The organism is Phenylobacterium sp., from assembly GCF_046291545.1.
Classification (GTDB): Bacteria; Pseudomonadota; Alphaproteobacteria; order Caulobacterales; family Caulobacteraceae; genus Phenylobacterium.
The window spans coordinates 420,064-444,999 of record NZ_JBKBSM010000001.1 but is presented as its reverse complement, the minus strand read 5'-3'; the positions used below and the strand labels follow the sequence as shown (position 1 = coordinate 444,999).

Genomic DNA, 24,936 nt, shown 5'->3' with positions numbered 1-24,936 from the left:
ACGCCTCAGGCGAAGGCTTCTGCGAGGAAGGTTTCGAGTTCACGCATGTGCCGGCTCATCAGGCCGGCGGCGGTGGAGGCGGAGGCCGGGCGGCCGACGTAGCGGGCGCGCTTGGCCTTCACGTTCAGACGCTCCAGGGTCAGCTCCAGCCAGGGGTCGACGAAGGTCCAGCCGCCCATGTTCTTGGGCTCCTCCTGGCACCAGACGAGCTCGGCGTTCTTGAAGCGCTTCAGCTCGTTGGACAGGGACTTCACCGGCCAGGGATAGAACTGCTCCAGGCGCAGCAAGTAGACGTCGTCGCGCTCGTAGCGGGCGCGGGCCTCGACCAGGTCGAAGTAGACCTTGCCCGAGCACAGGATCACCCGGTTGATCTGGTCGTCCGGCTTGAGCGTGACGCCGCCGACGTCCTGGCCGGCCTCGGCGCCGTCGATCATCACCCGATGGAAGGACGAGCCCTCGGCCATGTCGGCCAGGCTGGAGACCGCCCGCTTGTGGCGCAGCAGGCTCTTGGGCGTCATCACGATCAGCGGCTTGCGGAACTCGCGCAGGAGCTGGCGGCGCAGGACGTGGAAGTAGTTGGCCGGGGTGGTGCAGTTGACCACCTGCATGTTGTCTTCGGCGCAGAGTTGCAGGTAACGCTCCAGCCGCGCCGAGGAGTGCTCTGGCCCCTGGCCTTCGTAGCCGTGCGGCAGCAGCATCACCAGGCCGCTCATCCGCAGCCACTTGCGCTCGCCCGAGGAGATGAACTGGTCGACCACGACCTGGGCGCCGTTGGCGAAGTCGCCGAACTGGGCTTCCCACAGGGTCAGGGTCTTCGGGTCGGTCAGGGAGAAGCCGTACTCGAAGCCGAGCACCGCCTCCTCCGACAGGGCCGAATCCAGCACCTCGAAGTGGGCCTGGGTCGGGGAGATGTGGCGCAGCGGGAAGTAGACGTCCTCGGTCTTCTGGTCGATCAGGCCGGAGTGGCGCTGGACGAAGGTGCCGCGCACGCTGTCCTGGCCGGAGAGGCGCACCGGATAGCCCTGGTCGAGCAGGCTCGCGAACGCCAGGTGCTCGGCCGTCGACCAGTCCAGCCCGGTTCCGGCCTCGATCGCCTCGCGGCGGTTGTGGATCACCCGCTCGACGGTCTTGTGGACCGTCACGTGCTCGGGGATCGCCGTGATCTTGCGCCCCAGGTCCTTGAGCTTCTGCAGCGGCACGGCGGTGTCGCCGCGGCGATCGTCGCTGCCCGGCACGGTCAGGCCCGACCATTTGCCGTCCAGCCAGTCGGCCTTGTTGGCCTTGTAGGCCTTGCCGGCCTCGAACTCCTGGTCGAGGAAGTCCTGGAACTCGGAGACCCAGGCGTCCACCTCCTCCTGCGTCGCCACGCCCTCGCGCACGAGGCGCTGGCCGTAGAGTTCGCGGGTGGTGGGGTGGCCCTTGATCTTGGCGTACATCAAGGGCTGGGTCATCGTCGGGTCGTCACCTTCGTTGTGACCGAACCGGCGATAGCAGAACATGTCGATCACCACGTCCTTGCCGAACAGCTGGCGGAACTCGGTGGCGACCTTGGCGGCGAAGGTGACGGCTTCCGGATCGTCGCCGTTCACGTGGAAGATCGGGGCCTCGACCATCAACGCCACGTCCGACGGGTAGGGCGAGGAGCGCGAATACTTCGGGCTGGTGGTGAAGCCGATCTGGTTGTTGACGATGAAGTGGATCGAGCCGCCCACGCCGTAGCCCTTCAGCCCCGACAGGGCGAAGCACTCGGCCACCACGCCCTGGCCGGCGAAGGCGGCGTCCCCGTGCAGCAGCAGCGGCAGCACGTGGCTGCGCCCGGTGGTCGGGTTCTCGCGCAGGCTGAAAGCCTGCTTGGCGCGGGCCTTGCCGATCACCACCGGGTTGACGATTTCCAGGTGCGAAGGGTTGGCCGTCAGCGACAGGTGCACGCTGTTGCCGTCGAACGTGCGGTCCGACGAGGCGCCCAGGTGGTACTTCACGTCGCCCGAGCCCTCCACGTCCGAAGGCACGCTCGAGCCGCCTTGGAACTCGTGGAAGATGATGTGGTAGGGCTTGCCCATGACGGCGGCCAGGACGTTCAGGCGGCCGCGGTGCGGCATGCCGATGACGATGTCCTTCACCCCCATCGCGCCGCCGCGCTTGATGATCTGCTCCAGCGCCGGGACCATGGCCTCGCCGCCGTCCAGGCCGAAGCGCTTGGTGCCGGGGAAGCGCTTGTGCAGGAACTTCTCGAAGCCCTCGGCCTCGATCAGCTTCTTCAGGATGGCGATCTTGCCTTCCTTGGTGAAGATGATCTCCTTGTCCCGGCCCTCGATGCGCTCCTGCAGCCAGGCCTTCTGGGCCGGGTCGGAGATGTGCATGTACTGCACGCCGATGTCGCTGCAGTAGGTGCGCCGCAGGATCTCCAGGATCTCGCGGATCGTCGCGGTCTCCAGGCCGAGCACGTAGTCCAGGAAGATCGGGCGGTCGTAGTCGGCCTCGGTGAAGCCGTAGGTGGCCGGATCGAGCTCGCTGGCGTCGCCGGGGGTGGTGGCGATCCCCAGGGGGTCGAGGTTGGCGCGCAGGTGGCCGCGCATCCGGTAGGCGCGGATCATCATGATCGCGCGCAGCGAATCCAGGGTGGCGGCGCGGATGGCGTCCTGGCCGGCGGCCGGGGCGCGCTCGGCGATCGTCTTGCCGACCTTGGCCTCGACTGCGGGCCACATGCCGTCGATGGCGGACAGCCAGTCGGGCCGGGGCGCCGGCGCCTGGCGAGGGGTCCAGCCGGGCTTCTTGGCGGCCGCCTGCACCTCGTCGGCGCGGTCGTGCAGCGAGGCGAAGAAGGCTCGCCACGAGGGCTCCACCGCGTCCGGGTTCGCCGCCCACTTCGCGTAGAGGTCCTCCACGAAGGCCGCGTTTCCTCCGTAGAGGAACGAGGTCTCCGCGAGCACTTCGTTGATCAGGCTAGCATCGTCCGCCATGTCATCCGCTTCCCGGCGATCGCCGCGCGGACATCTGATCAGGTGCCGAGCGCAAACCGCCCATACGCTTCGTTTGTCGCCTTCAGGCGCCTTTCAGGACCTGCAGCAGGGTTTCGCCGAGCTTCGCCGGCGAGGGCGACACGCGGATCCCCGCCGCCTCCATCGCCGCAATCTTGTCTTCGGCCCCGCCCTTGCCGCCGGAGATGATGGCGCCAGCGTGACCCATGCGCCGCCCGGGCGGCGCGGTGCGTCCCGCGATGAACCCGACCATAGGCTTCTTGATCGGCGAATTTTTGATGAATTCCGCCGCATCTTCCTCGGCCGACCCGCCGATCTCGCCGATCATGATGATCGACTCGGTTTCCGGGTCCTTCAGGAACATGTCGAGGATGTCGATGAACTCGGTGCCCTTGACGGGGTCGCCGCCGATGCCGACAGCGGTCGTCTGGCCGAGGCCTACCTGTGAGGTCTGGAACACGGCTTCATAGGTAAGGGTGCCCGAGCGAGAGACAACACCCACCGAGCCACGCTTGAAGATGTTTCCGGGCATGATGCCGATCTTGCAGGCGTCCGGCGTCAGGACGCCCGGGCAGTTGGGCCCGATCAGGCGCGACTTGGAGCCGGAGAGCGAGCGCTTCACCTTGATCATGTCGGTCACCGGAATGCCCTCGGTGATGCAGATGATCAGCGGGATCTCGGCGTCGATCGCTTCCAGGATCGAATCTGCGGCGAACGGCGGCGGGACGTAGATGACGCTGGCGTCGGCGCCGGTCTGCTTGACCGCTTCCTGCACGGTGTCGAACACCGGAAGGCCGATGTGCGTCGTGCCGCCTTTGCCCGGGGTGACGCCGCCGACCATCTTGGTGCCGTAGGCGATCGCCTGCTCGGAGTGGAATGTGCCCTGGCTGCCGGTGATGCCCTGGCAGATGACGCGCGTTTCTTTGCCGATCAGGATGGACATCAGGCGGCTCCCCGCACGGCCTTGACGATCTTCTCGGCGCCGTCCGACAGGTCGTTCGCGGCGATCACGTCGAGGCCCGAGTTGTTGATGATTTCCTTGCCGAGCTCGGCGTTGGTGCCTTCCAGCCGCACGACCAGAGGAACCTTCAGGCCGGTCTCCTTGACCGCTTCCACCACGCCCTGGGCGAGGATGTCGCAGCGGGCGATGCCGCCGAAGATGTTCACCAGGATCCCCTTCACGTTGGGATCGGCGGTGATGATCTTGAACGCCGCGGTGACCTTTTCCTTGGTCGCCCCGCCGCCCACGTCCAGGAAGTTAGCCGGCTCGGCGCCGTAGAGCTTGATGATGTCCATGGTCGCCATGGCCAGGCCCGCGCCATTGACCATGCAGCCGATCTCGCCGTCCAGGGCGATGTAGCTCAGGTCGTACTTGGAGGCCTCGATCTCCTTGGGGTCCTCCTCGGTCTCGTCGCGCAGCGCGACGACGTCCGGATGACGGAACAGGGCGTTGGAGTCGAAGCTGACCTTGGCGTCGAGAACCCGCAGGTGGTCGTCGGCGGTGACGATCAGCGGGTTGATCTCCAGCATCGACATGTCCTTGGCCAGGAACGCCGTGTAGAGCTGGGTGAGCAGGGCCGAGGCCTCCTTGGCCAGGCCGCCGGTCAGGCCAAGGGCCTTGGCCAGCGTGCGGCCGTGGTGCGGGAACACCCCGGTGGCCGGGTCGATGGAGAAGGTGACGATCTTCTCGGGCGTGGAATGGGCCACGTCCTCGATGTCCATGCCGCCTTCGGTGGAGGCGACGACCGACACCCGGCTCGTCTCGCGGTCCACCAGGAGCGAGAGGTAGAATTCCTTGGCGATCGCGGCCCCTTCCTCGATGTAGAGGCGGTTGACCTGCTTGCCCGAGGGGCCGGTCTGGTGGGTCACCAGCACGCGGCCGAGCATCTCGGCGGCGTTGGCCTTGACCTCCTCGACGGACTTGACCACCCGCACCCCGCCCTTGGCGTCCGGACCCAGGCCTTCGAACCGGCCCTTGCCGCGCCCGCCGGCGTGGATCTGGGATTTCACGACGAAGACCGGCCCGCCGAGCTTCTCGGCGGCGGCGACGGCTTCATCGACGGAAAAGGCGGGATACCCGCGCGGGACCGCGACGCCGAACTCGGAGAGGACGGCCTTGGCTTGGTGCTCGTGGATGTTCATGAGGTCGGGGATTCGCTGCGATCGTCTCGCCCGTCCGGCGAGTGGCCGGGGTTATAGGCGCCCCGTCGCAGCGTGGCAACCGCACGTAACGTCAAACAGGGCCTCAATTTCATACCTGCGCTATGCGAGCCTCCGGGCGCCTGCGAAGCTCGCCGATTGCCAATTCGACGGCATTGGATATCTCCAGGCCGAAGGCCGCTCGGGCCTGTGAGGGCGCCACGGAGATCGCCGCTTGGACGTGCGCGGGCCGACAGTCGCAGAAACGCCGGCGGATCCCCTCACCGGCCGGGTGCTGCTGCGCGCCCTGGCGACCTCGACGGTCGTCGGCCTCTTCATGAGCTATGTCCGCGCGTTCGGCTCCGGAGACGCGCCGTTCCTGGCGCGCACGGCCTACATGACGGTCCTGGCCTGGATCGGCGCTTTGCTCGGGGTGGCGAGCTTCCGCCTCGTGCGGCGCCTGTCCTGGACGGGCGGGCGGGTGTGGCTGCAGGCGGCGCTGAGCGGCGCGGCCATGACGCCGCCGATGACGCTGGTGGTGTGGGGGGCGACCCGCTTCCTCCCCGGCGGCGGCGCGCCGGTGCGGCATCTGCCCGGCTATGCGTTCAACTCGCTGATCATGTGCCTGGGGATGACCGCCTTGGCGGTGTGGGTCGGCCGCCGCCGCGCCGTGGCGGCCGACGCCCCGGCCGCGGCGCCGCCGCGCTTCCTGGAGCGGCTGCCGCCCAAGCTGGCCGGCGCCGAGCTCTGGGCGGTGGAGGCCGAGGACCATTACCTGCGGCTGCACACCTCCAAGGGCCAGGATCTGATCCTGATGCGACTGGCCGACGCCGTCGCCGAGCTGGACGGGATCGAGGGCGCGCAGGTGCACCGCTCCTGGTGGGTCTCCCGCGAGGCGGTGGTCGGCGCCGAGCGCGGCGACGGGCGTGCGATCCTGACCCTGAAGGACGGCTCCAAGGTTCCGGTCAGCCGAACCTACGCCAAGGCGATCCGCGAACGCGGCTGGATCTGAACCGGTCTCAGCGCCGCGCCCGCCACTGATCGCGGCTCTGGCCCCAGACGTCGCAGACGGTGGTCTCGAAGGGCGCCGGCATCTGCGCCTGGCGCAGGATGGTCGAGCCCAGCCGCCGCGCCACGGCCTGGGAGGCGGCGTTTCCTGGCTCGATGGTGTGGATCACCTCGGTCCAGCCCAGGACGTCGAAGGCCCAGTCGATGGCCGCCGTCGCGCCCTCGGTGGCGTAGCCCTTGCCGCGCACCTCGCCGACCAGGCCCCAGCCCACCTCGGTTCCCGGCCAGCCCTCCGGTCGCCAGGGGCCCAGCCGTCCCACCCACCGGCCGGTGGCCTTTTCGATCACCGAGAACATGGAGAAGCCGCGGATCGTCCAGGCGCCGGTCATCGCGCACATGGAGCGCCAGGCGACCGACGGCGGCTGCACGCCCCCGATGTAGCGCATCGTCTCGGCGTCCGCCGAGAAGCGCGCCCAGGGCTCGAAATCCTCGGCGGCCGGAGGGCGCAGGATCAGCCGTTCGGTCTCGAGCGTCGGGCCGATGCTCATGGGAAGCTCCTGGAACGACGAAGGCGCGGAGGCAGGACCCCCGCGCCTTCGGATCGGCTGGAAGGTCGGGCTTAGCCCAGCATGTCCTTCACGGTGTCGCGTTCGCTCACCAGCTCGTCGTTGGTGGCGGCGATCTTGGACTTGGCGAAATCGTCCATCTCATAGGAGGTGACGACCTCGTAGCCGGCGGCGGTGGTCTTCACCGGCATGCCGGCCCACACGCCTTCGGAGAAGCCGTAGCGGCCCATGCTCGGCACGGCCACCGAGTGGACGGCGCCCACGGTGGTCAGGTCGCGCACGTGGTCGATCAGGGCGTTGGCGGCCGAGGCGGCCGAGCTTTGCCCACGGGCCTCGATGATGGCCGCGCCGCGCTTGCCGACGGCGGGCAGGTACTCGTTCTTCAGCCAGGCCTCGTCGCCGATGACCTCGGCGGCCGGCTTGCCCCCGATCTTGGCGTGGGTGAAGTCGGCGAACATCGTCGGCGAGTGGTTGCCGTAGATGAACAGCTCGGAGACCTCGTTGATCGAGACCCCGGCCTTCTTGGCGAGTTGCGCACGGCCGCGGTTCTCGTCCAGGCGGACCATGGCGGTGAAGCGGTCGGCCGGCAGGCGGCGGGCCTGGCTGGCGGCGATCATCACGTTGGTGTTGCAGGGGTTGCCCACCACCGCCACGCGGGCGTCGTCGGCGGCCACCTCGTCGATCGCCTTGCCCTGGGCGATGAAGATCTTGCCGTTGTCCTTCAGGAGGTCGGCGCGTTCCATGCCCGGGCCACGGGGCTTGGAGCCGACCAGCAGGCACCAGTTGGCGTCCTTGAACGCGGCCTTGGGATCGTCGCACAGGACCATGTCCTGCAGCAGCGGGAAGGCGCAGTCCTCGAGCTCCATGGCCACGCCCTTCAGCGCCTTCTGCGGCCCTTCGACCGGAATCTCCAGGAGCTGCAGGATCACCGGCTGGTCCTTGCCCAGCATCTCGCCCGAGGCGATGCGGAAGAGGAGGGCGTAGCCGATGTTGCCGGCGGCGCCGGTGACCGCTACGCGGATCGGCTTCTTCGTGCTCATGTTGCTGCTCCAGTGCTGATGCGGCCGGCCTGCGGACCAAGTCGCGCGGCGCATAACTCAATATGCGGCCACCCCGCAATGCCGCAGGCGCGAAGCGCTTCGCTCACGCCGGCTTGCCGGCGCCTGCGGGCATGGCCAAGGTGGGGCTCATGTTCACCCTCGATCCGGCGTTCGCCGCGACCTCGGTCCACGTGGTCGACCTTGCCCTGTGCGAAGCGCGTCTCCAGGCGGACGCGCGCTACCCGTGGATCGTGCTGATCCCGCGCCGGGCGGGCCTGCGCGAGCTGGAGGACCTCGACCCGATGGCGCGCACGGCCCTGATGGACGAGGTCCTGGCCGCCGGCCGCGCGGTGCGTGCGGCCGGCGAGGCCGTCGGCCGGCCGGTGCACAAGCTGAACGTGGGCGCCCTGGGCAATGTGACTCCGCAACTTCATGTGCATGTGGTCGGCCGGCGCCCGGACGACGCGGCCTGGCCGGGCCCTGTGTGGGGGGGCGGCGCGGCCGAGCCCTACGACGACCACGCCCTGGCGGCGGCCCTGGCGGCGGCGCGCGGGGTCCTGACCCGAGCCTAGTCCCGCTGCAGCGACACGGGGCGGCGCGCGGCGCCGTCGAACGCCTCGCCCGTCCAGCGGCCGTCCGGCCCGGGCGAGACGTGGACGGTCAGCATCGGGCCGTCGGGCCTGGGCTGGAACTGAAAGGTGACGGTCGAGCCCAGGCGCTGGATGTCGGCCAGGAAGCCGGAGGCGGCGGCGGTGGCGCCCGAGCGGCGGATGTCGCGCCAGGCCCCTTCCAGGGGCGCGCCGCCGGCGTCCACGAGCTGCAGGGCGTAGAGTTCGCCGCCCCCCATGCTCAGGGTCCACTGGCCGTCGAGGGGGCCCTGCAGCCCCTGGGCCGAGGCGAAGGACGCGCGCAGGCGCGCATCGTAGTTGCGGTCGGTGGGCGTCGGCGGCCCATCGGGCGTACGGCCCACCTCGTTGACGAACACCGGCGTCGCCTGCGGGGCGACGGCGGCCGGCGCGGGGCGGGGCGCAGGAGGCGCGGGAGCCTGGCCGTCGAGCAGGGCGCCGATCGGATCGCTGGACGCGCCCGTTTCCTGGACCTGCGCCTGGGCCGGGGCCTGGGCCGCAAGGGTCAGGGCGAGCACGCCCGCCGCTGTCCACGCCGTCTTCGCCGCCGTCGCGCTCATGGCTCTCCCGCTCAGCCGCCTGTTCCCAGGGCTTGGCCGGGCCAATTTCCGTCGAATCGCAGGCGTCGGCCAGCCGGGAGTTGCGTCCCGGCGCGCGGCGTGGCGGCGCACGGCCTTGCCAGCGGCGGCGGTCCATCCTTAGCTGTGCGGGTGGACCGCAGGCGGCTGCGGGGAGGCGAGGACCTGTCATGACCACCCGCTACGACGAGGGCGCGAAGAACGTGCTCGGCGGCGAGCTGCAGTCCTGCTCGACGGACCCGATGACCGGGTTCTTCCGCAACGGCTGCTGCGAGACCGGCCCGCACGACGTGGGGATGCACACCGTCTGCGCGGTGATGACCGCGGAGTTCCTGGAGTTCTCCAGGATGATGGGCAATGACCTGTCGACGCCGCGGCCGGAGCTCGCGTTCGCGGGCCTGAAGCCGGGCGACCGCTGGTGCCTGTGCGCCCCGCGCTGGAAGGAGGCGCTGGACGCCGGGGCCGCCCCGCAACTGGTGCTCGAGGCCACCCATGAGGAGACCCTGGCGATCGTGCCCCTGGGGGTGCTGAAGGACTACGCCGTCAAGGCCTAGGCTCGCGGCTCAGGCGAGCGGATAGTCCTGCTCCAGGCGGTAGCGCGAGCCCTCCGAGGACCGCCAGCTCGAATAGAGGCCGAAGCTGTCCAGGCGGAAGGACGGGGACTTCAGCAGGTTGTTGGCCTGGATCCAGGCGGCCACGTCGTCCGGCTCGGGCCGGCGCAGGTAGGCCAGGGTCACGTGCGGCAGATAGTTGCGCGTCTCCGGCTTGAGGCCCGCGCGGCGGGCCGCCGCCTCGCAGCGGGCGGCGAGCCGGGCCAGGGCCGGATTGTCCTCGACCCCCGCCCACACCGCGTGGATGTCGCGCCCTTCGCCGAAGGCCCCCACCCCCGACAGCACCAGCTCCAGCGGATCGCCGGCGACGCCCTGCAGCTCCTCGTCCAGGTCCTTGGCCACGTCTTCGCGCACATCGCCGAAGAAGCGCAGGGTCACGTGCAGGGCCTCAAGGGGCCGCCAGCGGGCGCCGGGCAGGCCGTGCTGGCGGCGGGCGAGGGGCTCGGCGATCTCGGGAGGCACGGCGAGGGCGGCGAACAGGCGGATCATGCGCAGACCCTAGCGCGCCCCCGACCGGCCCGGAAAGCGGCTGACGCAAGCGTTATCCCGTAAAGCCTTGCGCGGAACCGCCGCGCTCACGATATTCCGAGGGCGTCCAATCGGGACGTTGAAGAAATGGGCATACCTTACGATGAGCGACTTCAACCGCGGCTACGCGCGCACGATCCCCGCTGATCGCGCCGACATGTCGGTGGACGCGGGACTTCGCGCCTTCATGCTCGGCGTCTACAACAAGGTGGCGCTGGGCCTCGTGGTTTCGGCCGCCTTGGCCTTCCTGACCGGCTCCTATCCGCCGGTTCGCGACCTGATGTTCCAGGTTACGGCCGACGGCCGCCTGGCGGGCTTCACCCTGCTCGGCATGATCGTGGCCTTCGCGCCGCTGGCGGTGATCCTGTTCGGCGCCTTCGCGCTGCGCAACGCCACGCCGAAGACCTCGGGCGCGCTCTACTGGACCATCGTCAGCCTGATCGGCGCCTCCCTCGGCGTGGTCGTGCTGGTCTACACCGGCGCCTCGATCGCCTCGACCTTCCTGATCACGGCCACGGCCTTCGGCGCCCTGTCGCTGTTCGGCTACACGACCAAGAAGGACCTGACCGGCTTCGGCAGCTTCCTGATCATGGGCCTGTTCGGCATCGTGATCGCCTCGGTCGTCAACATGTTCCTGCACAGCGGGCCGATGGCCTTCATCATCAACGTGCTGGGCCTGCTGATCTTCTCGGGGCTGATCGCCTACGACACCCAGCGTCTGAAGATGACGTACTACCAGCTGGGCGGCGACCAGGCGGCCATGGGCGTGGCGACCAACTACGGCGCGCTGAGCCTGTACATCAACTTCATCAACCTCTTCCAAACCCTGCTGGCCCTGTTCGGCGACCGCCGCTAAAGGCCCTGCAGGTTCGAAGACGACGACCCCGGCGGGCGACCGCCGGGGTTTTTCGTTGCGCGCCTGGCCTGGACGCCCGGCTAGTCGACGACGCGGAAGCGGCCCTTGTCGAAGAAGCGGAGCACCTGCTCCAGCTCGTGTCCGCGGCGCAGCACCAGCCCGCCCTGGCCGATGACCGCCCAGGCGCCCTGGCGGCGGGCGAGTTCGGGCCGCTTCTCGATGCGGTAGAGCGGGGCTTCGGAGGCGCGGCGGAACACGCTGAACACCGCCGCGTCCGTCAGGCCGGCGATGCCGTAGTCGCGCCACTCGCCGGCCGCGACCATCCGGCCGTAGAGCGAGAGCAGCCGCTCCAGCTCGCGTCGATCGAAGAACACCTGTCCGGCGCGGGGCGCGCTAGGGTCGAATGCCATCGGCGCGAGCCTAGACTCAAAACCGTCCGTATGGCGAGGGGCCGCGAGCCCCCGGCGCGCCAGACATGCTTTGACGCGCGCCGCCGCGAAATGACCTTATTTCCGTCGCGGACGCGCCCGCTTGGACCTCGAAAGTGCGAGGGTCGGTTGGTCGAGACCCCTCGCCGGTCCCGGATCCTGAACAGCCCCCCCAGCCCCCCTGGGATCGCGAGCTTCGGCCAGCCGACACCCCTAGTTCCCGAAACACACAGCGTCGGACCCGCGCGGACTTCCCCCTTTGAACCGCGCGGGTCTCGTCGTGTCGGCCGTCCGGGTCAGGACCCCTTTTCAGCCACAGCCAGGATGCGCCCGCCGTTCGGCGCCTGCACGATGATGGCCGTGGACAGGTTTTCCTCCCCCGCCGGCGGCAGCCGATAGGCGGTGGGCCGGCCCCGCCACGAGCCCAGCCGCACCAGCTCGCGCACCACGTTGCGGTGGATCAGCGTCTGGCCGCGGTTCTCCCCCTTCTTGACCGTCACCTCCAGCCGGCGCGGGTCGTAGCGCACCAGCCACACGTCGGCGCCCCCCCGCGGCGCCCGGCCATAACCGACGTCGGCGCGGGCCTTGCCGATGAAGGCCATGTCCGGCGGGTCGCGCGGCGCCTCGGCCGCCGCCTCCACCAGCTTGTCGATCTTCTCGGTCTGCAGGCCCGCCGCCTGGGCGCGGCCATCGACGATCACCTGCGGCGTATAGGGTTCGCGCAGGTCCAGGTGGGCGACATAGGCCTTCTGCCGCTCGGCGAATTCGGGCTTGGCGAAGGTGTCCTCCCAGCCCAGGTAGTCCCAGTAGTCGACCGGGAAGGTAAGGGCGAGCACGCCTGGCCGCTCGGCCAGTTCGCTGACGAAGGCGTTCGCCTCGCCGCAGGAGGCGCAGCCCTGGGCGGTGTAGAGCTCCACGACGGTGGGCGTCTGGGCGGCCGCGGCCAGGGGGGACGTCGCCAGAATGAGGCTGAAAAGCGCTGCCGTTCGCATTGGCGCGCAGTTAAGCGGACTTGGCGTCACGTGGGATTCAACAAGGTGTGACCGGCTCAGCCGTCCCGGCCGGCCGCCAGCACCGGACCGCCGTTCGGCGCCTGGACCAGCACCACGGTCTTCAGCCCCGCCCCAGCGGCGGGGGCGGCGAAGTCGATCGCCTGGCCGGTCCAGCGGCCCAGGCGCTTCAGCTCGCGCACGACGTTCTTGTGAGGCAGGGTCTTGCCCGTGTTCTCGCCGCGCTTGACCGGCACGGCGATGGTGCGCGGATCGTAGCGCACCAGCCAGACGTCGGCGCCGCCCACGGGGGCGCGGCCCGCCGAAAGGCGCACGGCGCGCGGCTCGACCACGACCCGCGCGGCGTCCGCGGGCCGGGCGCTGGCCACCAGCTTCAGGATCTTCGCCTGGGTGTTCCCGACGGTGTCGGCGCGGCCGTTGACCACGACCTCGGGCGTGAACGGGCCCTTGTGGCCCAGCGCGCGGGCGTAGGCCCGCTGGCGGGCGGTGTAGTCGGGGTGGGCGAAGGTGTCCGCCCAGCCCAGGTCGTCCCAGTAGGTCACGCCGAAGGACAGGGCGATCACGTCCGGCCGCGTGCTGAGCGCCGCCACGGCCGCGTTCGCCGGCGGGCAGGAGGAACAGCCCTGGCTGGTGAAGAGCTCCACCACCGCAGGCGCGGCGGAGGCGGAAGCGCCGGCGGGGCCGGCGGCGAGGGCGGCGCAGAGGCCGAGGGCGGTGAGGAGAAGCATGCTCATGCCCATCAGTTCGCGGCTCGCGCCCGGCCGGTTACAGCCGGCCGGGCGCGGCGCGTTGCGGCGTCAGCCGGCCTTGGCGGCCAGGTTGCGCAGCACGTAGTTCAGGACGCCGCCGTTCTTGAAGTACTCGAGCTCGGTGGGCGTATCGATGCGGCAGCGCACCGGGAAGCGGGCGATGCGGCCGTCGGAGGCCCGGTACATCTCCACCGTCAGCTGCCGGCGGGGCGAAAGCTCCGACAGGCCGCGGATGGTGACGATCTCCTCGCCGGTCAGGTTCAGCTTCTGCCAGCCTTCCTGGATGAACTGCAGCGGCAGCACGCCCATGCCGACCAGGTTCGAGCGGTGGATGCGCTCGAAGCTCTCGGCGATCACGGCGCGAACGCCCAGGAGCTTGGTGCCCTTGGCCGCCCAGTCGCGGGAGGAGCCGGTTCCGTACTCCTTGCCGGCGAACACCACCAGCGGGCGGCCTTCGCCCTGGTAGCGCATGGCCGCGTCGTAGATCGACATCTCGTCGCCGGAGGGGAAGTGCTTGGTCACGCCGCCCTCGATGTCCGGCGTGATCTTGTTGCGGATGCGGATGTTGGCGAAGGTGCCCCGCATCATCACTTCGTGGTTGCCCCGGCGCGCGCCGTAGGAGTTGAACTCCGAGGTCGGCACCTGGTGGTCGCGCAGGTAGACGCCGGCGGGCGACGTGGCCTTGATCGAACCGGCCGGGCTGATGTGGTCGGTGGTGATCGAGTCGCCGAAGACGCCGAGGATGCGGGCCTCGACGATGTCGGTGACCGGCGTCGGCTCCATCTTCATGCCCTGGAAGTAGGGCGGGTTCTGGACGTAGGTCGAGCCCATGTCCCAGTTGTAGGTCTGGCCGCCGGACACCTTGATGCCCTGCCAGGCCTTGTCTCCCTTGAACACGTCGGCGTAGCGGCTGGCGAACATCTTGTTCGTCACGTGCTTGCGCTGCAGGGCGGTGATTTCCTCGGTCGAGGGCCAGATGTCCTTCAGGTAGACGGGCTGGCCGTCCTTGCCTTCGCCGATCGGATCATTGGCCAGGTCGATCTGCATCGAGCCGGCCAGGGCGTAGGCCACCACCAGCGGCGGCGAGGCCAGGTAGTTGGCGCGCACGTCCGGGTTCACGCGGCCTTCGAAGTTGCGGTTGCCCGACAGCACCGAAACGGCCACCAGGTCGTTCTTCTGCACCGCTTCGGAAATCGGTTCGGGAAGCGGCCCGGAGTTGCCGATGCAGGTCGTGCAGCCGTAGCCGACGAGGTTGAAGCCCAGGGCGTCGAGGTACTTGGTCAGCCCCGCGCTCTTCAGATAGTCGGTGACCACCTGCGAGCCGGGGGCCAGCGAGGTCTTCACCCACGGCTTGACCTGCAGGCCCTTCTCCACCGCCTTCTTGGCCACCAGCCCGGCGCCGATCAGCACCGAGGGGTTGGAGGTGTTGGTGCAGGAGGTGATGGCGGCGATCACCACGTCGCCGTTGCCGATGTCGAAGTTCTCGCCCTCGACCTTGTAGCGCTCGGCCATGGTCTCGGCCTTGCCGAAGTCGTTGGCCAGGGCGGTCTTGAACTCGGCCGCGGCGTTGGTCAGCAGCACGCGGTCCTGCGGACGCTTGGGGCCGGCGAGCGAGGCGGTGACCGAGCCGAGGTCAAGCTCCAGCGTGTCGCTGAACACCGGATCGGGGTCGGTCGGCTCCGACCAAAGGCCCTGCTCCTTGGCGTAGGCCTCGACCAGGGCGACGCGGTCCGGATCGCGGCCGGTGGCGGCCAGATAGTCGATGGTCGCCTTGGAGACCGGGAAGAAGCCGCAGGTGGCGCCGTATTCCGGGGCCATGTTGGCGATGGTCGCCTGGTCTTCCAGGGTCAGGTTCGCCAGTCCGGGGCCGTGGAACTCCACGAACTTGCCGACGACGCCCTTCTTGCGGAGCATCTGGGTGACGGTGAGCACCAGGTCGGTGGCCGTGGCGCCGTCCGGCATCGCGCCGGTCAGCTTGAAGCCGATGACCTCGGGGATCAGCATCGGGATCGGCTGGCCCAGCATGGCCGCCTCGGCCTCGATGCCGCCCACGCCCCAGCCCAGCACGGCCAGGCCATTGACCATGGTGGTGTGGCTGTCGGTGCCGACCACGGTGTCGGGATAGGCCACGGTGGCGCCGTCGACTTCCCCGGTCCAGACGGTCTGGGCCAGGTACTCCAGGTTCACCTGGTGGCAGATGCCGGTGCCGGGGGGCACCACGCGGAAGTTGTTGAAGGCCGAGGAGCCCCAGCGCAGGAAGCGGTAGCGCTCCATGTTGCGCTCGTACTCGCGCTCGACGTTGGCGCCGAAGGCCTTGGCGTTGCCGAAGTAGTCGACCATCACCGAGTGGTCGATGACGAGGTCCACCGGGTTCAGCGGGTTGATCTTCTCCGGGTCGGCGCCGAGGCTGGTCATGGCGTCGCGCATGGCGGCCAGGTCGACCACCGCCGGAACCCCGGTGAAGTCCTGCATCAGCACGCGGGCGGGGCGGAAGCTGATCTCGTGCTCGGTGGCGCCCTTGTTGGCGAGCCACGCGGCCACCGCCTTCAGGTCGTCCATGCCGACCGAGACGCCGTCCTCGTTGCGCAGCAGGTTCTCGAGCAGAACCTTCATGGAGACGGGGAGCTTGGAGATGCCTTCAAGGCCGGCCTCTTCCGCCGCGCGCAGGCTGTAGTAAACGTAGCTCTTGTCGCCCACCGTCAGTTCGCGGCGGGTCTTCAGGCTGTCGATCGACGCCATGTCTTACGGATCCTTCCTCTGTCCACGGCCGCCCAAGACCCAGCTTCACGGATCGCGCGCTCAAGAGACGGACACACAGCGTCCGAATCCGCGCCGCGTACGCCCCAGAAGACGGCGACGGCCGGGCGCTTCATAGACCTCGGATTTGGCGGCGTCCATGCGCGCGCAGGCGCCTGCGAGCGGTTCGCAGCAACCCGGCAGGCGACGCCGGCTCCGTGCTGCGCTAAGGCCCGGGCGTGATCAAACATCTGACACTCGACGATCTGGCGGTTCGCCGCGGCGGCAGGCTCCTGTTCGAGGGGCTGAAGCTGAACCTGGCCGCCGGCCAGGCCGCCGCTCTGGTTGGGCGGAACGGGGCGGGCAAGACGAGCCTGCTCCGCGCGATCGCCGGTCTGGTCGAGCTCGAGGGCGGACGGATCGGCTTCGGCGAGCTGGAGCCGGCCGAGGCGCGCGCCCAGCACGTCCACTTCGTCGGCCACCAGGACGGCCTGAAGACCGGCCGCACGGCACGCGAGGAGCTGGTGTTCTGGAGCCGCTGGCTGGGCGCCGGCGAAGCGGAGGCGCTGGACGCGGCCGAGGCCCTTGAGCTGACCCCGCTCCTGGACCTGGAGGTTCGCCGCCTGTCGGCGGGCCAGCGCCGCCGTCTGGCGCTCGCCCGCCTGCTCGCCACCCCCCGGGCCCTGTGGCTGCTCGACGAGCCGATGAGCCCGCTGGACGCAGGCTGGCGGGCGCGCTTCGGCGAATTGATGGCCCGCCATCTGGCGGACGGCGGCCTGATCGTCGCGGCCGTGCACGATCCTCTGCCGGTGCCCGCCCAGTCGTTGGACGTGGGCGCTGCGGAGCCGGTCCAATGAGCCGTCTGTCAGCCCTGCTGGGTCGCGAGATCGTGCTGGCCTGGGGCCGCGGCGGCGGTCCGATCGTCACCGTCGGCTTCTACGCCGGGGTGGCGACGCTGTTGCCGCTGGCGACGGGGCCGGAGCCCGCGCGCCTGGCGGCGATCGCCCCCGGCGCGGCCTGGGTGGCCCTGGCGCTGGCCTCCCTGCTTTCCCTCGACCGCCTGTTCGAGCGCGACTACGAGGACGGCGCGCTGGACCTGCTGACGCTGTCGCCGGTTCCGCTGGAGCTGGCCTGCGCGGCCAAGTGCCTGGGCCAGTGGATCGCCACCGGCGCGCCGCTGGCCCTGGCCGCGCCGGTGGCGGCGATCGCCCTGGGGGCGGACACCGCCCTGGCGCCCCTGATCTTCGTCTGCGCGTTGCTCGGGGGGCTGGCGTTCGCCTTCACCGGCGGCGTGGGGGCCGCGCTCAGCCTCGGCGCGCGGCGCGGCGGCCTGCTCACCGCGGTGATCGTGCTGCCGTTGTTCGTCGCGCCGGTGATCTTCGGGGGCGGGGCGCTGGATTCCTTCGCCGGCGGGCTGCCGTGGCGCCCCGGGTTTGCGCTGCTGGGCGCCTATACGGCCGGCGCGGTGGCCCTGGGCCCGCTGGCGATGGCGGCGGCCTGCCGCAATGCGCTCTCCTGACGCGGTTTTACGCGACGGACTCTGCGGCGTGCGCCGTTGAAGGTCTGAGGGGCGTCACGAACCAGGAGTAATCCTTGACCCATTCGACCAAGTTCCGGTCTCTCGTCCTTGGCGCGGCGATCCTGTCTGCGGGCCTCGCCGTCCAGGCCCAGGCCCAGCCCGCGCAGAGGCCGGCGGCCGAAGCCCGCATGGCCGGGCAGGGCGGCAAGGCGATGCGCGATCCGGCCGAGATGGCCGCGCGCATGACCGAGCGCCTGAAGACCATGCTGCAACTGCGGCCCGAGCAGGAACCCGCGCTAAACGCCTATGTCGCGGCCATGAAGCCGCCCGAGGGCGCGCGGCAGGCCATGCGCGGCCAGCGCCAGGAGATGGCCAAGCTGACCACCCCCGAGCGCCTCGAGCGCATGAAGGCGATGATGGCCCGCCGGCAGGCGGAGTTCGACAAGCGGGCCGCCGCCACCCTGCGGTTCTACGCGCAACTGACGCCGACGCAGCAGAAGGCGTTCGACGCCATGGGCCCGATGCACCACGGCGGAGGCCGCCACATGGGCGGTCAGCGCATGGGCCAGGGACGCGGCTGACCGCAGGCGGACGCCGCGACGCGCCGAAACGCCGCCCCCGCCTTGCCGGAAACGGCGGCGGGGGCTAAGTGCGCCTGATGATCCCGGCGCCCGCATTCCTGGCCAATCCCGAGCGCTTCATGGCGTTCTCGCGCTGGGCGGCTCCCCTGTTCGGCGTGATCGCCGTGATCCTGGCCCTTGCGGGCCTGTGGCTGGGCTTCGCCGCGCCGGAGGACTACCAGCAGGGCGACACGGTGCGGATCATGTTCATCCACGTGCCCGCGGCCTGGCTGAGCATGTTCGTCTACGCCTGCCTGGCGGGAGCCAGCTTCCTGGCGCTGGTGTTCCGTCACGCCCTGGCCGACGCCGCGGCTCAGGCGGCCGCGCCCCTTGGGGCGGCCTTCACCTTCCTGGCCCTGATCACCGGCGCGCTCTGGGGCCGGCCGATGTGGGGCGCGTGGTGGGTGTGGGATGCGCGCCTGACCTCGGTGCTGGTCCTGTTCCTGTTCTACCTGGCCTACATGGCCCTGCGCGCGGCTATCGATGACGAGGCCAAGGGCGCGCGGGCGGCGGCCATCCTGGCCCTGGTCGGGGCGGTCAATCTGCCGGTGGTCCACTATTCGGTGAACTGGTGGAACACCCTGCACCAGGGCGCATCGGTGTTCCGCGCCGACGGGCCGGCGATGTCGGCGGTGTTCCTTTGGCCGCTGCTGCTGATGGGCCTCGCCTACATGGCGGCGTTCGGTTCGCTGTGGCTGGTGCGCACCCGGGCCGAGGTCTGGCGCCGCCGCGCCGAGGCTGCGGCCCTGCGCGCCGCGAGGAGCTGACGATGCTCGATTTCGACGCCGGCAAGTACGCCGCCTTCGTCTGGCCGGCCTTCGCGGTCACCGTCGTGGTGTTCGCCGCCATGGTCGCAGATTCCCTGGCCCTGTCGCGGCGCTGGCGCAAGCGCGCCGAAGAGCTGAACGCGCGGCGTCGATGAGCCGCTGGCTGGCCTTGCTGCCGTTGGGCGTGCTCGTCGCCCTGGGGCTGTTGTTCGGGCTCTACGCCCTCAACCGCAATCCGCAGGTCCAGCCCGAGGCCCTGGTGGGCAAGCCGGTCCCTGACCTTTCGCTCCCCGCCCTGGAGGACGGGCGCGAGGTGCGGGTTCGCGAGGCGGCCAAGGGGCCGATCCTGGTGAACTTCTTCGCGTCCTGGTGCGCGCCGTGCGAGATCGAGCACCCGGTTCTCGTGGCGCTGAAGGCCGAGGGCGTGCAGGTGGTGGGGATCGCCTACAAGGACGCGCCGGACAACACCCGCGCCTTCCTTGGGCGGCTCGGCGATCCCTTCGCCGCGCGGCTGGTGGACCGTGACGGTAGGGCGGGCGTGGAGTTCGGCGTCACCGGCGTGCCGGAGACCTATCTGGTCGGCTCCGACGGTGTGATCATCGCCAAGCACACCGGGCCGCTGACGCCCGAAAGCGCCGAGGCGCTCCTGGAGAAGGCGAGGCGTTAACCTTTCGTTCGCCAAGGCGGGCCAAACGTCAGGGTCTCGTTAACCATAGGCGAGGCCGCCATGGCGCTTCCCGTCCGCCCTGCGATCACGCCGGCCCCGGCGGTCGCCCCGCGTCCCGACGCCGCGCGTCTGGCCGCGCAGAAGGCCTTCTTCCAGGCCGCCCTCGGCAAGGCCGAGCCCGCCGCGGCCCCTGTCCAGGCTCAGCGACCGCAGGCCGCGCAGCCGGCCGCGGCCCGCCCCGCGGACCCGCCGCCAGCCGCCGCCGAAGCGCAGGACGCCCCGAAGACGCCGCTGCGTCCCGGATCGCTGCTGGACATCCGCGTGTGAGAGGCTGAGCGCGGCCCTCGGCGCGGAGGAAAGCCCTAGGCGGCCTTCTTCGTCTTCTTCTTCTTGCCGTCGACGGCGGCTTTTTCGGCCTTTTCGGCCTTCACCTTCTTCTTCTTTTTCTTGTCGCCCGCCGCCGCCGGGGGGGCCTGAAGATCGGCCCGGGCGAGCTCGCGCAGCAGGGACAGGAAGCCGTCGCGCTTGCCGGAGGACAGAAGCCGCAGCAGCCGCGCGTCGGCCGCGGCCACCCGCGGGCTCGCCTCGGCGAGGACCAGCCGGCCCTGCTCGCTGAGGTGCACCGCATTGGCCCGGGCGTCCTCGGCCGAGCGCTCGCGCACCAGAAGGCCCTTGGCGATCATCCGCTGGGCCATGTCGGCGAGGGTGGAGCGGTCGATGCCGGTGATCCGCACCAGATCGGTCTGGGTCAGGCCCTCGCGGGCCTCGACGGCGGCGAGCACCGCGTACTGACGTTGGGTGAGGCCGGTGGGGCCGACCTCCTCGGCGTAGACGTCGAGGGCCAGTTGCAGGGCCCGGTGCAGGAGATGGCTCGGCGAGCGGTCGAGCGCCGGGACGCCGTCGTCTGCGGCCGACTTGCCCTTGTCAGACGTCTTGTCCTTCGCCATCGACCGCCTCCATTCAGGATTTGGAGCCTGAACCTATAGCGTCAATGCGTAGATTTGACGACGGAAGGTCCGTGAACGGCGGATGCCGGGCTCAGCCCTTCGGCGGCGCCTCGCCCTCGGCGGCCTTGGCGTGCTTCATCATCAGGGGCGCCTGGGTGAAGGAGAAGACCAGGGCCAGGATCATCAGGCCGGGAAAGCGGAACAGCACCCACACGTCGTCGGGCTGGGTGCGCCAGACCGCCTCGTTGAGCGCGGCCAGGGCCAGGAAGAACAGGCCGTAGCGCAGGGTGAGCGTGCGCCAGGCCGCCTCCGGCAGGTGCAGCGCCTGGCCGAGCAGGGCCTTCAGCGGGTTCTTGCGCAGGACCAGGCCGCCCAGCAGGGCGACGCCGAACAGGGTGTTCATCACCGTCGGCTTCATCTTCACGAAGGTCTCGTCGTGGAACAGCACGGTCAGGCCGCCGAACACCATGGCCGCGCCGCCGGCCACCAGCGGCATCCAGGCGATGCGGCGCTCCACGGCGAAACCGACGGTCAGCGCCACCGCCGAGGCGGCGACCAGGGCCCCGGTGGCCTTGATCAGGTCGTGGGTGGCGAAGTTGACGGCGACGAAGGCCAAGAGCGGGCCGTAGTCGACGCCGCCGCGCACCCATTTGTGCGCCTTGGGACTGAGCCGCGTCATGCTTCCTCCAGGCCGACCAGCGAGCGGGCGAAGGCGCGCGCGCGGAACGGCTGCAAGTCGTCGATCCCCTCGCCCACGCCGATCAGCTTGATGGGCGAGTCCGAAGCCTGGGCCACCGGCACCAGCACGCCGCCGCGCGCGGTGCCGTCGAGCTTGGTCATGACGATGCCGGAGACGCCGATCTGGTTGCCGAAGATGTTCTCCTGGGCGAGCGCGTTGCGCCCGACCGTGGCGTCGAGCACCAGAAGGGTCTCGTGCGGCGCCGTCTCGTCGAGCTTGCGGACCACGCGGATGATCTTGTGCAGCTCGTCCATCAGGCCCTGCTTGTTCTGCAGGCGCCCGGCGGTGTCGATCAGAAGGACGTCGTAGCCCTCGGCCCTGGCCTTCTCGAGGGCCTCGTAGGCGAGCCCCGCGGCGTCCGAGCCGGTGGGCCGGGAGATGAAGTCGGCGCCGGCGCGCTCGGCCCAGACCTTGAGCTGCTCGACCGCTGCGGCGCGGAAGGTGTCGCCGGCGGCGATCAGCACCTTGGCCCCGCGGCTCTTCAGGTCGGCGGCGATCTTGCCGAGGGTGGTGGTCTTGCCCGAGCCGTTGACGCCGATGAACATCACCACGAAGGGGCGCGGCCCGGCCAGCGGGTCGAAGTCGCCCTCGCGGGCGGCCAGCTCCTCGCCGATCGCCTCGGCCAGGGCCTCCTTGATCTCGGTCTCGTCGACGCTCTTGCCGAAGCGCTCGGCGGCGAAGCGCTCGGTGATGCGAGCGGCCGAGTGGGGGCCGAGGTCCGCCTCGATCAGCATCTCCTCCAGCTCGTCGAGCTTGGCCTGGTCGAGGGGCGCCTTGGCGAAGGCGCCGGCGAGCTGGTCGCTCATCTGCTTGGACGTGCGCGACAGGCCCGCCGTCAGCTTCTGGAACCAGCCTTTCTTGGGTTCGGTCATGCGGGGCTTCTAGCCTTAGCGCCGCCCGCCGTCACCTGGGCGAAGGGCCGATCCGGCCATCAGGCGCGCCAAGAAGGCCAAGGGCGCGGGCGCCCTGGCCGCGTCTTGCGGGCTGGCGGTGAAACCGGACGGAGGCGTCCGCGGCGAAGGGCGCTAGGCCGAGCTGTGCGGCTCCAGGAGCGCGGGTCCGGCGGCGCCGTCCGCGGGGCGCCCGTCCGCCTCGTCCCTGTCCTCGTCCTCATCGGGATCGGCGGCGGCCAGCCCCAGGTCCTCGCGCAGGCGCTCGACGAGGGTCTCGACGGGGGCGGCGAGGAAGTCCTCCTCGAAGAAGGCTTCCTCGTCGACCCAGCGCTTGAGGTCGACCAGGAGGGCCGAGACCTCGTCGCCCTCGGCCTCGGTCCAGATCAGGCGCGAGCCGACGCCGCCGACATAGCTTCGGCGGGCGCGCACGGCCTCGCGGCGATGCTCATCGGCGCGGCGCTCGGCCTCGACGGCGTCGCGGCGGGCCTCGCGCTCCAGGCGGGCCTCCAGGGCCAGGGTCTGGCGCACGGAACGGGACATGCGATGGAAGGCGAGCGCCAGGCGCTCGGCCCTGTCGGGGTCCTCGGCCGCCATGGCGCGCTCGTGCGTGCGGCGCGCCAGGCTCATGCCGAGCTCGGAAAGCTCGGCCAGCATGCGGCCCTGCCGCTCGACCATCTCCTTGGGCGCTCCGGGGCAACAACATACCTGACTCAGCAGACCCGAAAATCGGTCGCGGTCGGTGATGCTTCAGGTATCCCCTGCGCCTTCGGCACCCTCGACAGGGTCGGGAACCGTCACGCCTAGAATCACGACTTCGTTGTCGTCGAATTTGTAGACGACCCAGACGTCGGGTGTTCCGGCCAACTCATCGCCCGCAAATGGATGAATGCGGATGTTCTCCGCGCCCTCACGGCGTGCGGACCCCTTAAGGTCTGGGGTCCGGGCAAGAAGCCACTCTATGCCCTCCCAGACCTCAGCGAAGCGGGGATGGCGCTCCGTCAGGGCATCCACGAGCACGGATACGTCCAACTCGTGGATGACAGTGCGCAGCGTCTTCCAGGTCATCTAGGCGACTTTCTGAATCGCCTCGTAGCGAGCGACGACAGAGTCCGCCCACTTGTAGGTCTCGTCTCTGAACTCCCCTTCGCCAGCGACGAGCGTAGCTGCGAGAGGGATAACCTCACCGATATTCGCGGCTTCCCACACCTTATCATGTGACAGAGCGCTAATGCCGTTCGCCGTGAAATCCTCGCAGATCACAGAGCGCACAGACTCGGTAAGGGCTAGTTCGTCATCGGAGAGGGAAGCCGACGTGTCGGCTTCGGTCCGGGCAATAAATTCACGCATCGACATGCCAAACCGATCGCGATTGCGGATGACAATCGCGTTCTCGTGCTCAAGCTCACCTAGGATGCTGAGAATATCCTTCGGAACCGGTCCCAGTTGACGCTTGACATACGTCCCCCCCGTCACCGATTGGCCGTCCGCTCGGAAGGCGATTGAATCGATGTAGAAAAGGATCTTGTTCAGTCGGACGGCGCCCAGGCGTGACGGATCGCTCTTGGCGATCACGTAATGCACGAGCGCTTTCATTTTCGCTCGGTTCATGGGGTCAAACTCCGTTTCTACAACCAGCCGTTCTAGCGCCCGTTCCTCTTGACTCAAGGGGAATCATTCGCGGCACGAATCGTGCGCTACGGGAGGTTTAAGTTTCTACCAACAAAAAGTGGGTATTTTTTGGCGTTTCGCGAGGGGAGGGCTGCAAGAATGTTGCGGCAGAGCTACACCTCCTCCACATTCATGCCTTCTTGTCGCCGCCAGCCTCTCGACGTCGCTCTTCGGCGATGGCGTACTGCTTAGGCGTCACGCGAAAGAGCCCCCTCGCGAGGGCTTCGAAATTACCGCGCGTCACCTTGGCTTCCGGCTCTTCGTTTTCCGCGTCCTTGGGGACGCCTTCAGAAGGCGGGCGAGAGGGCATGGTTCGTCAGGTCCTTCCAAGTCAGGCGCTTGCCTGCGACGGAGCCTAGCACGTTTCGGAAGCGACCAAGGTCATTGTCCTTGCGCTCATTGAACCGGAACGCCTGTTCGCCCAGGTAGCGGTTCAGGTGGTGGGGATCGACCGAGACGTACGTTCCCTTCACGGTGCGCTTCAGGAGGCTCCAGAAGTTCTCCACGCCGTTGCTGCTGACGTGGCCACGAACGTACTCCACAGCGTGGTTCACATAGGCGTGGAAGTAGTCGGCGCTCAGGCCCCGGTAGCTCATGTGCGAGTCCGAGAAGACCATGGAACCGGGCTCCACCATCTCGCGCACAACGCCCTGGATCGCCTTGGCGTTCCGGTCGCGGATCACGCGGGCATGGACCCGGCTGGCGACCTTGCCGTCGCCACGCTGGATGAGGCCCATGACAGTCATCTTGTCGGCGTCGCCGCCGCCGGCTGTGACCCGCTGCTTACGCTTGCGTTCGTGCATGTTCTTGGCGAGACCCCCGATAAACGTCTCGTCCGCCTCGACGATCCCGCCCATCTTGGTCGGGGAGCCCGCGTCCATGGCGATGCGGATGCGGTGGAGCATGAACCAAGCCGACTTCTGCGTGACGCCCACGGCGCGGGCCAGCTCGTAGCTGCTGATCCCGTTCTTGCAGTTGGCGACCGCCCAGATCGCGACGAACCACTTGTCCAGCGGAAGGGCGCTGTCTTCGAAGATCGTGCCAACCTTCGCCGAGAACTGGCGCTTGGGGTGCTTCTCCTTGCATTCCCAGATGCGGCGGGTCGACAGGAACCGAACGTCCGTGCGCCCGCAGGTCGGGCAATGCACGCCCTCCGGCCAGCGAAGCTCAACCGCCATCGCAAGCGTGCGGTCGGCGTCCGCGAAATAGCGAACCGCTTCCATGAGGGTCTTGGGCTGAGGGGCGGGCTTCGTTTCCATGACC

General features: G+C 69.5%; 29 protein-coding genes. 11 read left to right on the top strand and 18 right to left on the bottom strand.

Going from position 1 to position 24,936, the window contains the following annotated elements; genetic code table 11:
- Nucleotides 1-5: 5 nt before the first annotated feature.
- From ACK4YQ_RS02190 to sucC, 3 genes are all read right to left on the bottom strand, one after another.
- Nucleotides 6-2,960: a 2-oxoglutarate dehydrogenase E1 component gene (locus ACK4YQ_RS02190; protein ID WP_409607823.1), complete on the bottom strand. Its 2,955-nt coding sequence runs from the start codon at nt 2,958-2,960 to the stop codon at nt 6-8.
- An 82-nt stretch (nt 2,961-3,042) separates the two neighbouring features.
- Nucleotides 3,043-3,921 (bottom strand): succinate--CoA ligase subunit alpha, encoded by an 879-nt coding sequence (sucD, locus tag ACK4YQ_RS02185; protein WP_409607821.1) that lies wholly within the window; start codon nt 3,919-3,921, stop codon nt 3,043-3,045.
- On the bottom strand, nt 3,921-5,120 hold the full coding sequence (gene sucC / locus ACK4YQ_RS02180) for an ADP-forming succinate--CoA ligase subunit beta (protein WP_409607819.1): 1,200 nt from the start codon (nt 5,118-5,120) through the stop codon (nt 3,921-3,923). Before sucC ends, sucD begins: the two co-directional genes overlap by 1 nt.
- Before the next feature lie 238 nt (nt 5,121-5,358).
- Here sucC and ACK4YQ_RS02175 point away from each other — a divergent pair, with 238 nt between their 5' ends.
- A complete protein-coding gene (locus ACK4YQ_RS02175) occupies nt 5,359-6,129 on the top strand; it encodes a LytTR family DNA-binding domain-containing protein (protein ID WP_409609497.1) in 771 nt (256 codons plus the stop codon).
- Nucleotides 6,130-6,136: 7 nt separating this feature from the next.
- Here the strand turns inward: ACK4YQ_RS02175 and ACK4YQ_RS02170 are convergent, their stop codons facing one another.
- Together ACK4YQ_RS02170 and ACK4YQ_RS02165 are read right to left on the bottom strand one after the other, a co-directional pair.
- Nucleotides 6,137-6,673 (bottom strand): GNAT family N-acetyltransferase, encoded by a 537-nt coding sequence (locus ACK4YQ_RS02170; protein ID WP_409607817.1) that lies wholly within the window; start codon nt 6,671-6,673, stop codon nt 6,137-6,139.
- 71 nt (nt 6,674-6,744) lie between these two features.
- Nucleotides 6,745-7,731, bottom strand: coding sequence for a malate dehydrogenase (locus tag ACK4YQ_RS02165; RefSeq protein WP_409607815.1), 987 nt, complete (start codon nt 7,729-7,731; stop codon nt 6,745-6,747).
- Between the two features lie 131 nt (nt 7,732-7,862).
- On the opposite strand from ACK4YQ_RS02165, the gene ACK4YQ_RS02160 reads away from it, so the two are divergent.
- Nucleotides 7,863-8,303, top strand: coding sequence for an HIT domain-containing protein (locus tag ACK4YQ_RS02160; protein ID WP_409607813.1), 441 nt, complete (start codon nt 7,863-7,865; stop codon nt 8,301-8,303).
- Here the strand turns inward: ACK4YQ_RS02160 and ACK4YQ_RS02155 are convergent.
- Nucleotides 8,300-8,917, bottom strand: a complete 618-nt coding sequence (locus ACK4YQ_RS02155; RefSeq protein ID WP_409607811.1) for a hypothetical protein — start codon at nt 8,915-8,917, stop codon at nt 8,300-8,302. The genes ACK4YQ_RS02160 and ACK4YQ_RS02155 overlap by 4 nt on opposite strands.
- A 188-nt stretch (nt 8,918-9,105) precedes the next feature.
- Here ACK4YQ_RS02155 and ACK4YQ_RS02150 point away from each other — a divergent pair, with 188 nt between their 5' ends.
- Nucleotides 9,106-9,489 carry a DUF2237 family protein gene (locus ACK4YQ_RS02150; RefSeq protein WP_409607809.1) on the top strand — a complete coding sequence of 128 codons (384 nt, stop codon included), beginning with the start codon at nt 9,106-9,108 and terminating at the stop codon, nt 9,487-9,489.
- 9 nt (nt 9,490-9,498) lie between these two features.
- Here the strand turns inward: ACK4YQ_RS02150 and thpR are convergent, their stop codons facing one another.
- The gene (thpR, locus tag ACK4YQ_RS02145; protein ID WP_409607807.1) at nt 9,499-10,035 is read right to left on the bottom strand and encodes an RNA 2',3'-cyclic phosphodiesterase; all 537 of its coding nucleotides are present in this window, start codon (nt 10,033-10,035) and stop codon (nt 9,499-9,501) included.
- A gap of 142 nt (nt 10,036-10,177) precedes the next feature.
- Here thpR and ACK4YQ_RS02140 point away from each other — a divergent pair, with 142 nt between their 5' ends.
- A complete protein-coding gene (locus tag ACK4YQ_RS02140) occupies nt 10,178-10,930 on the top strand; it encodes a Bax inhibitor-1/YccA family protein (protein ID WP_409607805.1) in 753 nt (250 codons plus the stop codon).
- Nucleotides 10,931-11,010: 80 nt separating this feature from the next.
- Here ACK4YQ_RS02140 and ACK4YQ_RS02135 read toward each other — a convergent pair whose 3' ends face one another.
- The 4 genes from ACK4YQ_RS02135 to acnA all read right to left on the bottom strand — a co-directional run bounded on the left by ACK4YQ_RS02135 (nt 11,011) and on the right by acnA (nt 15,856).
- Nucleotides 11,011-11,340, bottom strand: a complete 330-nt coding sequence (locus ACK4YQ_RS02135; protein WP_409607803.1) for a DUF2794 domain-containing protein — start codon at nt 11,338-11,340, stop codon at nt 11,011-11,013.
- Nucleotides 11,341-11,654: 314 nt separating this feature from the next.
- A complete protein-coding gene (locus tag ACK4YQ_RS02130) occupies nt 11,655-12,350 on the bottom strand; it encodes a DUF1223 domain-containing protein (RefSeq protein ID WP_409607801.1) in 696 nt (231 codons plus the stop codon).
- Between the two features lie 56 nt (nt 12,351-12,406).
- Nucleotides 12,407-13,102, bottom strand: a complete 696-nt coding sequence (locus ACK4YQ_RS02125; RefSeq protein WP_409607799.1) for a DUF1223 domain-containing protein — start codon at nt 13,100-13,102, stop codon at nt 12,407-12,409.
- A 63-nt stretch (nt 13,103-13,165) separates the two neighbouring features.
- Nucleotides 13,166-15,856, bottom strand: coding sequence for an aconitate hydratase AcnA (acnA, locus tag ACK4YQ_RS02120; RefSeq protein WP_409607797.1), 2,691 nt, complete (start codon nt 15,854-15,856; stop codon nt 13,166-13,168).
- Nucleotides 15,857-16,092: 236 nt separating this feature from the next.
- Here acnA and ccmA point away from each other — a divergent pair, with 236 nt between their 5' ends.
- The 7 genes from ccmA to ACK4YQ_RS02085 all read left to right on the top strand — a co-directional run bounded on the left by ccmA (nt 16,093) and on the right by ACK4YQ_RS02085 (nt 19,753).
- Nucleotides 16,093-16,710, top strand: coding sequence for a heme ABC exporter ATP-binding protein CcmA (ccmA, locus tag ACK4YQ_RS02115; protein ID WP_409607795.1), 618 nt, complete (start codon nt 16,093-16,095; stop codon nt 16,708-16,710).
- On the top strand, nt 16,707-17,372 hold the full coding sequence (gene ccmB, locus ACK4YQ_RS02110) for a heme exporter protein CcmB (RefSeq protein ID WP_409607793.1): 666 nt from the start codon (nt 16,707-16,709) through the stop codon (nt 17,370-17,372). Before ccmA ends, ccmB begins: the two co-directional genes overlap by 4 nt.
- A gap of 74 nt (nt 17,373-17,446) precedes the next feature.
- On the top strand, nt 17,447-17,953 hold the full coding sequence (locus tag ACK4YQ_RS02105) for a Spy/CpxP family protein refolding chaperone (RefSeq protein WP_409607791.1): 507 nt from the start codon (nt 17,447-17,449) through the stop codon (nt 17,951-17,953).
- A gap of 77 nt (nt 17,954-18,030) precedes the next feature.
- Nucleotides 18,031-18,759, top strand: coding sequence for a heme ABC transporter permease CcmC (gene ccmC / locus ACK4YQ_RS02100; protein ID WP_409607789.1), 729 nt, complete (start codon nt 18,031-18,033; stop codon nt 18,757-18,759).
- A 2-nt stretch (nt 18,760-18,761) separates the two neighbouring features.
- Complete coding sequence (ccmD, locus tag ACK4YQ_RS02095; protein ID WP_409607787.1) at nt 18,762-18,914, top strand: heme exporter protein CcmD; 153 nt, start codon at nt 18,762-18,764, stop codon at nt 18,912-18,914.
- Nucleotides 18,911-19,426, top strand: a complete 516-nt coding sequence (locus tag ACK4YQ_RS02090) for a DsbE family thiol:disulfide interchange protein (protein WP_409607785.1) — start codon at nt 18,911-18,913, stop codon at nt 19,424-19,426. The genes ccmD and ACK4YQ_RS02090 overlap by 4 nt, the downstream gene beginning before the upstream one ends.
- Before the next feature lie 60 nt (nt 19,427-19,486).
- Nucleotides 19,487-19,753: a hypothetical protein gene (locus ACK4YQ_RS02085; protein ID WP_409607783.1), complete on the top strand. Its 267-nt coding sequence runs from the start codon at nt 19,487-19,489 to the stop codon at nt 19,751-19,753.
- A 35-nt stretch (nt 19,754-19,788) separates the two neighbouring features.
- On the opposite strand, the gene ACK4YQ_RS02080 is transcribed toward ACK4YQ_RS02085, so the two are convergent.
- The 7 genes from ACK4YQ_RS02080 to ACK4YQ_RS02050 form a co-directional block, all read right to left on the bottom strand.
- Nucleotides 19,789-20,373 carry a MarR family winged helix-turn-helix transcriptional regulator gene (locus ACK4YQ_RS02080; RefSeq protein WP_409607781.1) on the bottom strand — a complete coding sequence of 195 codons (585 nt, stop codon included), beginning with the start codon at nt 20,371-20,373 and terminating at the stop codon, nt 19,789-19,791.
- Between the two features lie 91 nt (nt 20,374-20,464).
- Nucleotides 20,465-21,052, bottom strand: coding sequence for an inner membrane-spanning protein YciB (locus tag ACK4YQ_RS02075; RefSeq protein ID WP_409607779.1), 588 nt, complete (start codon nt 21,050-21,052; stop codon nt 20,465-20,467).
- Nucleotides 21,049-21,984 carry a signal recognition particle-docking protein FtsY gene (ftsY, locus tag ACK4YQ_RS02070; RefSeq protein ID WP_409607777.1) on the bottom strand — a complete coding sequence of 312 codons (936 nt, stop codon included), beginning with the start codon at nt 21,982-21,984 and terminating at the stop codon, nt 21,049-21,051. Before ftsY ends, ACK4YQ_RS02075 begins: the two co-directional genes overlap by 4 nt.
- 153 nt (nt 21,985-22,137) lie before the next feature.
- Nucleotides 22,138-22,680, bottom strand: coding sequence for a hypothetical protein (locus tag ACK4YQ_RS02065; RefSeq protein ID WP_409607775.1), 543 nt, complete (start codon nt 22,678-22,680; stop codon nt 22,138-22,140).
- 72 nt (nt 22,681-22,752) lie between these two features.
- Nucleotides 22,753-23,070, bottom strand: coding sequence for a hypothetical protein (locus ACK4YQ_RS02060; protein WP_409607773.1), 318 nt, complete (start codon nt 23,068-23,070; stop codon nt 22,753-22,755).
- The gene (locus ACK4YQ_RS02055) at nt 23,071-23,670 is read right to left on the bottom strand and encodes a Panacea domain-containing protein (protein ID WP_409607771.1); all 600 of its coding nucleotides are present in this window, start codon (nt 23,668-23,670) and stop codon (nt 23,071-23,073) included.
- Between the two features lie 290 nt (nt 23,671-23,960).
- Entirely contained in the window at nt 23,961-24,932 is a 972-nt protein-coding gene (locus tag ACK4YQ_RS02050) for an IS1595 family transposase (protein WP_409607769.1), read from the bottom strand.
- Nucleotides 24,933-24,936: the final 4 nt, after the last annotated feature.

Coding starts and splice junctions, on each gene's coding strand:
- ACK4YQ_RS02155 (WP_409607811.1), bottom strand. CDS start 8,917: ATGAGCGCGACGGCGGCGAAGACGGCGTGGACAGCGGCGGGCGTGCTC.
- ACK4YQ_RS02160 (WP_409607813.1), top strand. CDS start 7,863: ATGGCCAAGGTGGGGCTCATGTTCACCCTCGATCCGGCGTTCGCCGCG.
- sucC (WP_409607819.1), bottom strand. CDS start 5,120: ATGAACATCCACGAGCACCAAGCCAAGGCCGTCCTCTCCGAGTTCGGC.
- acnA (WP_409607797.1), bottom strand. CDS start 15,856: ATGGCGTCGATCGACAGCCTGAAGACCCGCCGCGAACTGACGGTGGGC.
- ACK4YQ_RS02165 (WP_409607815.1), bottom strand. CDS start 7,731: ATGAGCACGAAGAAGCCGATCCGCGTAGCGGTCACCGGCGCCGCCGGC.
- ACK4YQ_RS02150 (WP_409607809.1), top strand. CDS start 9,106: ATGACCACCCGCTACGACGAGGGCGCGAAGAACGTGCTCGGCGGCGAG.
- ftsY (WP_409607777.1), bottom strand. CDS start 21,984: ATGACCGAACCCAAGAAAGGCTGGTTCCAGAAGCTGACGGCGGGCCTG.
- ACK4YQ_RS02090 (WP_409607785.1), top strand. CDS start 18,911: ATGAGCCGCTGGCTGGCCTTGCTGCCGTTGGGCGTGCTCGTCGCCCTG.
- ccmC (WP_409607789.1), top strand. CDS start 18,031: ATGATCCCGGCGCCCGCATTCCTGGCCAATCCCGAGCGCTTCATGGCG.
- ACK4YQ_RS02130 (WP_409607801.1), bottom strand. CDS start 12,350: ATGCGAACGGCAGCGCTTTTCAGCCTCATTCTGGCGACGTCCCCCCTG.
- ccmB (WP_409607793.1), top strand. CDS start 16,707: ATGAGCCGTCTGTCAGCCCTGCTGGGTCGCGAGATCGTGCTGGCCTGG.
- ACK4YQ_RS02080 (WP_409607781.1), bottom strand. CDS start 20,373: ATGGCGAAGGACAAGACGTCTGACAAGGGCAAGTCGGCCGCAGACGAC.
- thpR (WP_409607807.1), bottom strand. CDS start 10,035: ATGATCCGCCTGTTCGCCGCCCTCGCCGTGCCTCCCGAGATCGCCGAG.
- ACK4YQ_RS02085 (WP_409607783.1), top strand. CDS start 19,487: ATGGCGCTTCCCGTCCGCCCTGCGATCACGCCGGCCCCGGCGGTCGCC.
- ACK4YQ_RS02060 (WP_409607773.1), bottom strand. CDS start 23,070: ATGACCTGGAAGACGCTGCGCACTGTCATCCACGAGTTGGACGTATCC.
- ACK4YQ_RS02125 (WP_409607799.1), bottom strand. CDS start 13,102: ATGAGCATGCTTCTCCTCACCGCCCTCGGCCTCTGCGCCGCCCTCGCC.
- ACK4YQ_RS02135 (WP_409607803.1), bottom strand. CDS start 11,340: ATGGCATTCGACCCTAGCGCGCCCCGCGCCGGACAGGTGTTCTTCGAT.
- ACK4YQ_RS02075 (WP_409607779.1), bottom strand. CDS start 21,052: ATGACGCGGCTCAGTCCCAAGGCGCACAAATGGGTGCGCGGCGGCGTC.
- ACK4YQ_RS02050 (WP_409607769.1), bottom strand. CDS start 24,932: ATGGAAACGAAGCCCGCCCCTCAGCCCAAGACCCTCATGGAAGCGGTT.
- ACK4YQ_RS02190 (WP_409607823.1), bottom strand. CDS start 2,960: ATGGCGGACGATGCTAGCCTGATCAACGAAGTGCTCGCGGAGACCTCG.
- ACK4YQ_RS02140 (WP_409607805.1), top strand. CDS start 10,178: ATGAGCGACTTCAACCGCGGCTACGCGCGCACGATCCCCGCTGATCGC.
- ACK4YQ_RS02170 (WP_409607817.1), bottom strand. CDS start 6,673: ATGAGCATCGGCCCGACGCTCGAGACCGAACGGCTGATCCTGCGCCCT.
- ACK4YQ_RS02065 (WP_409607775.1), bottom strand. CDS start 22,680: ATGGTCGAGCGGCAGGGCCGCATGCTGGCCGAGCTTTCCGAGCTCGGC.
- ccmD (WP_409607787.1), top strand. CDS start 18,762: ATGCTCGATTTCGACGCCGGCAAGTACGCCGCCTTCGTCTGGCCGGCC.
- sucD (WP_409607821.1), bottom strand. CDS start 3,921: ATGTCCATCCTGATCGGCAAAGAAACGCGCGTCATCTGCCAGGGCATC.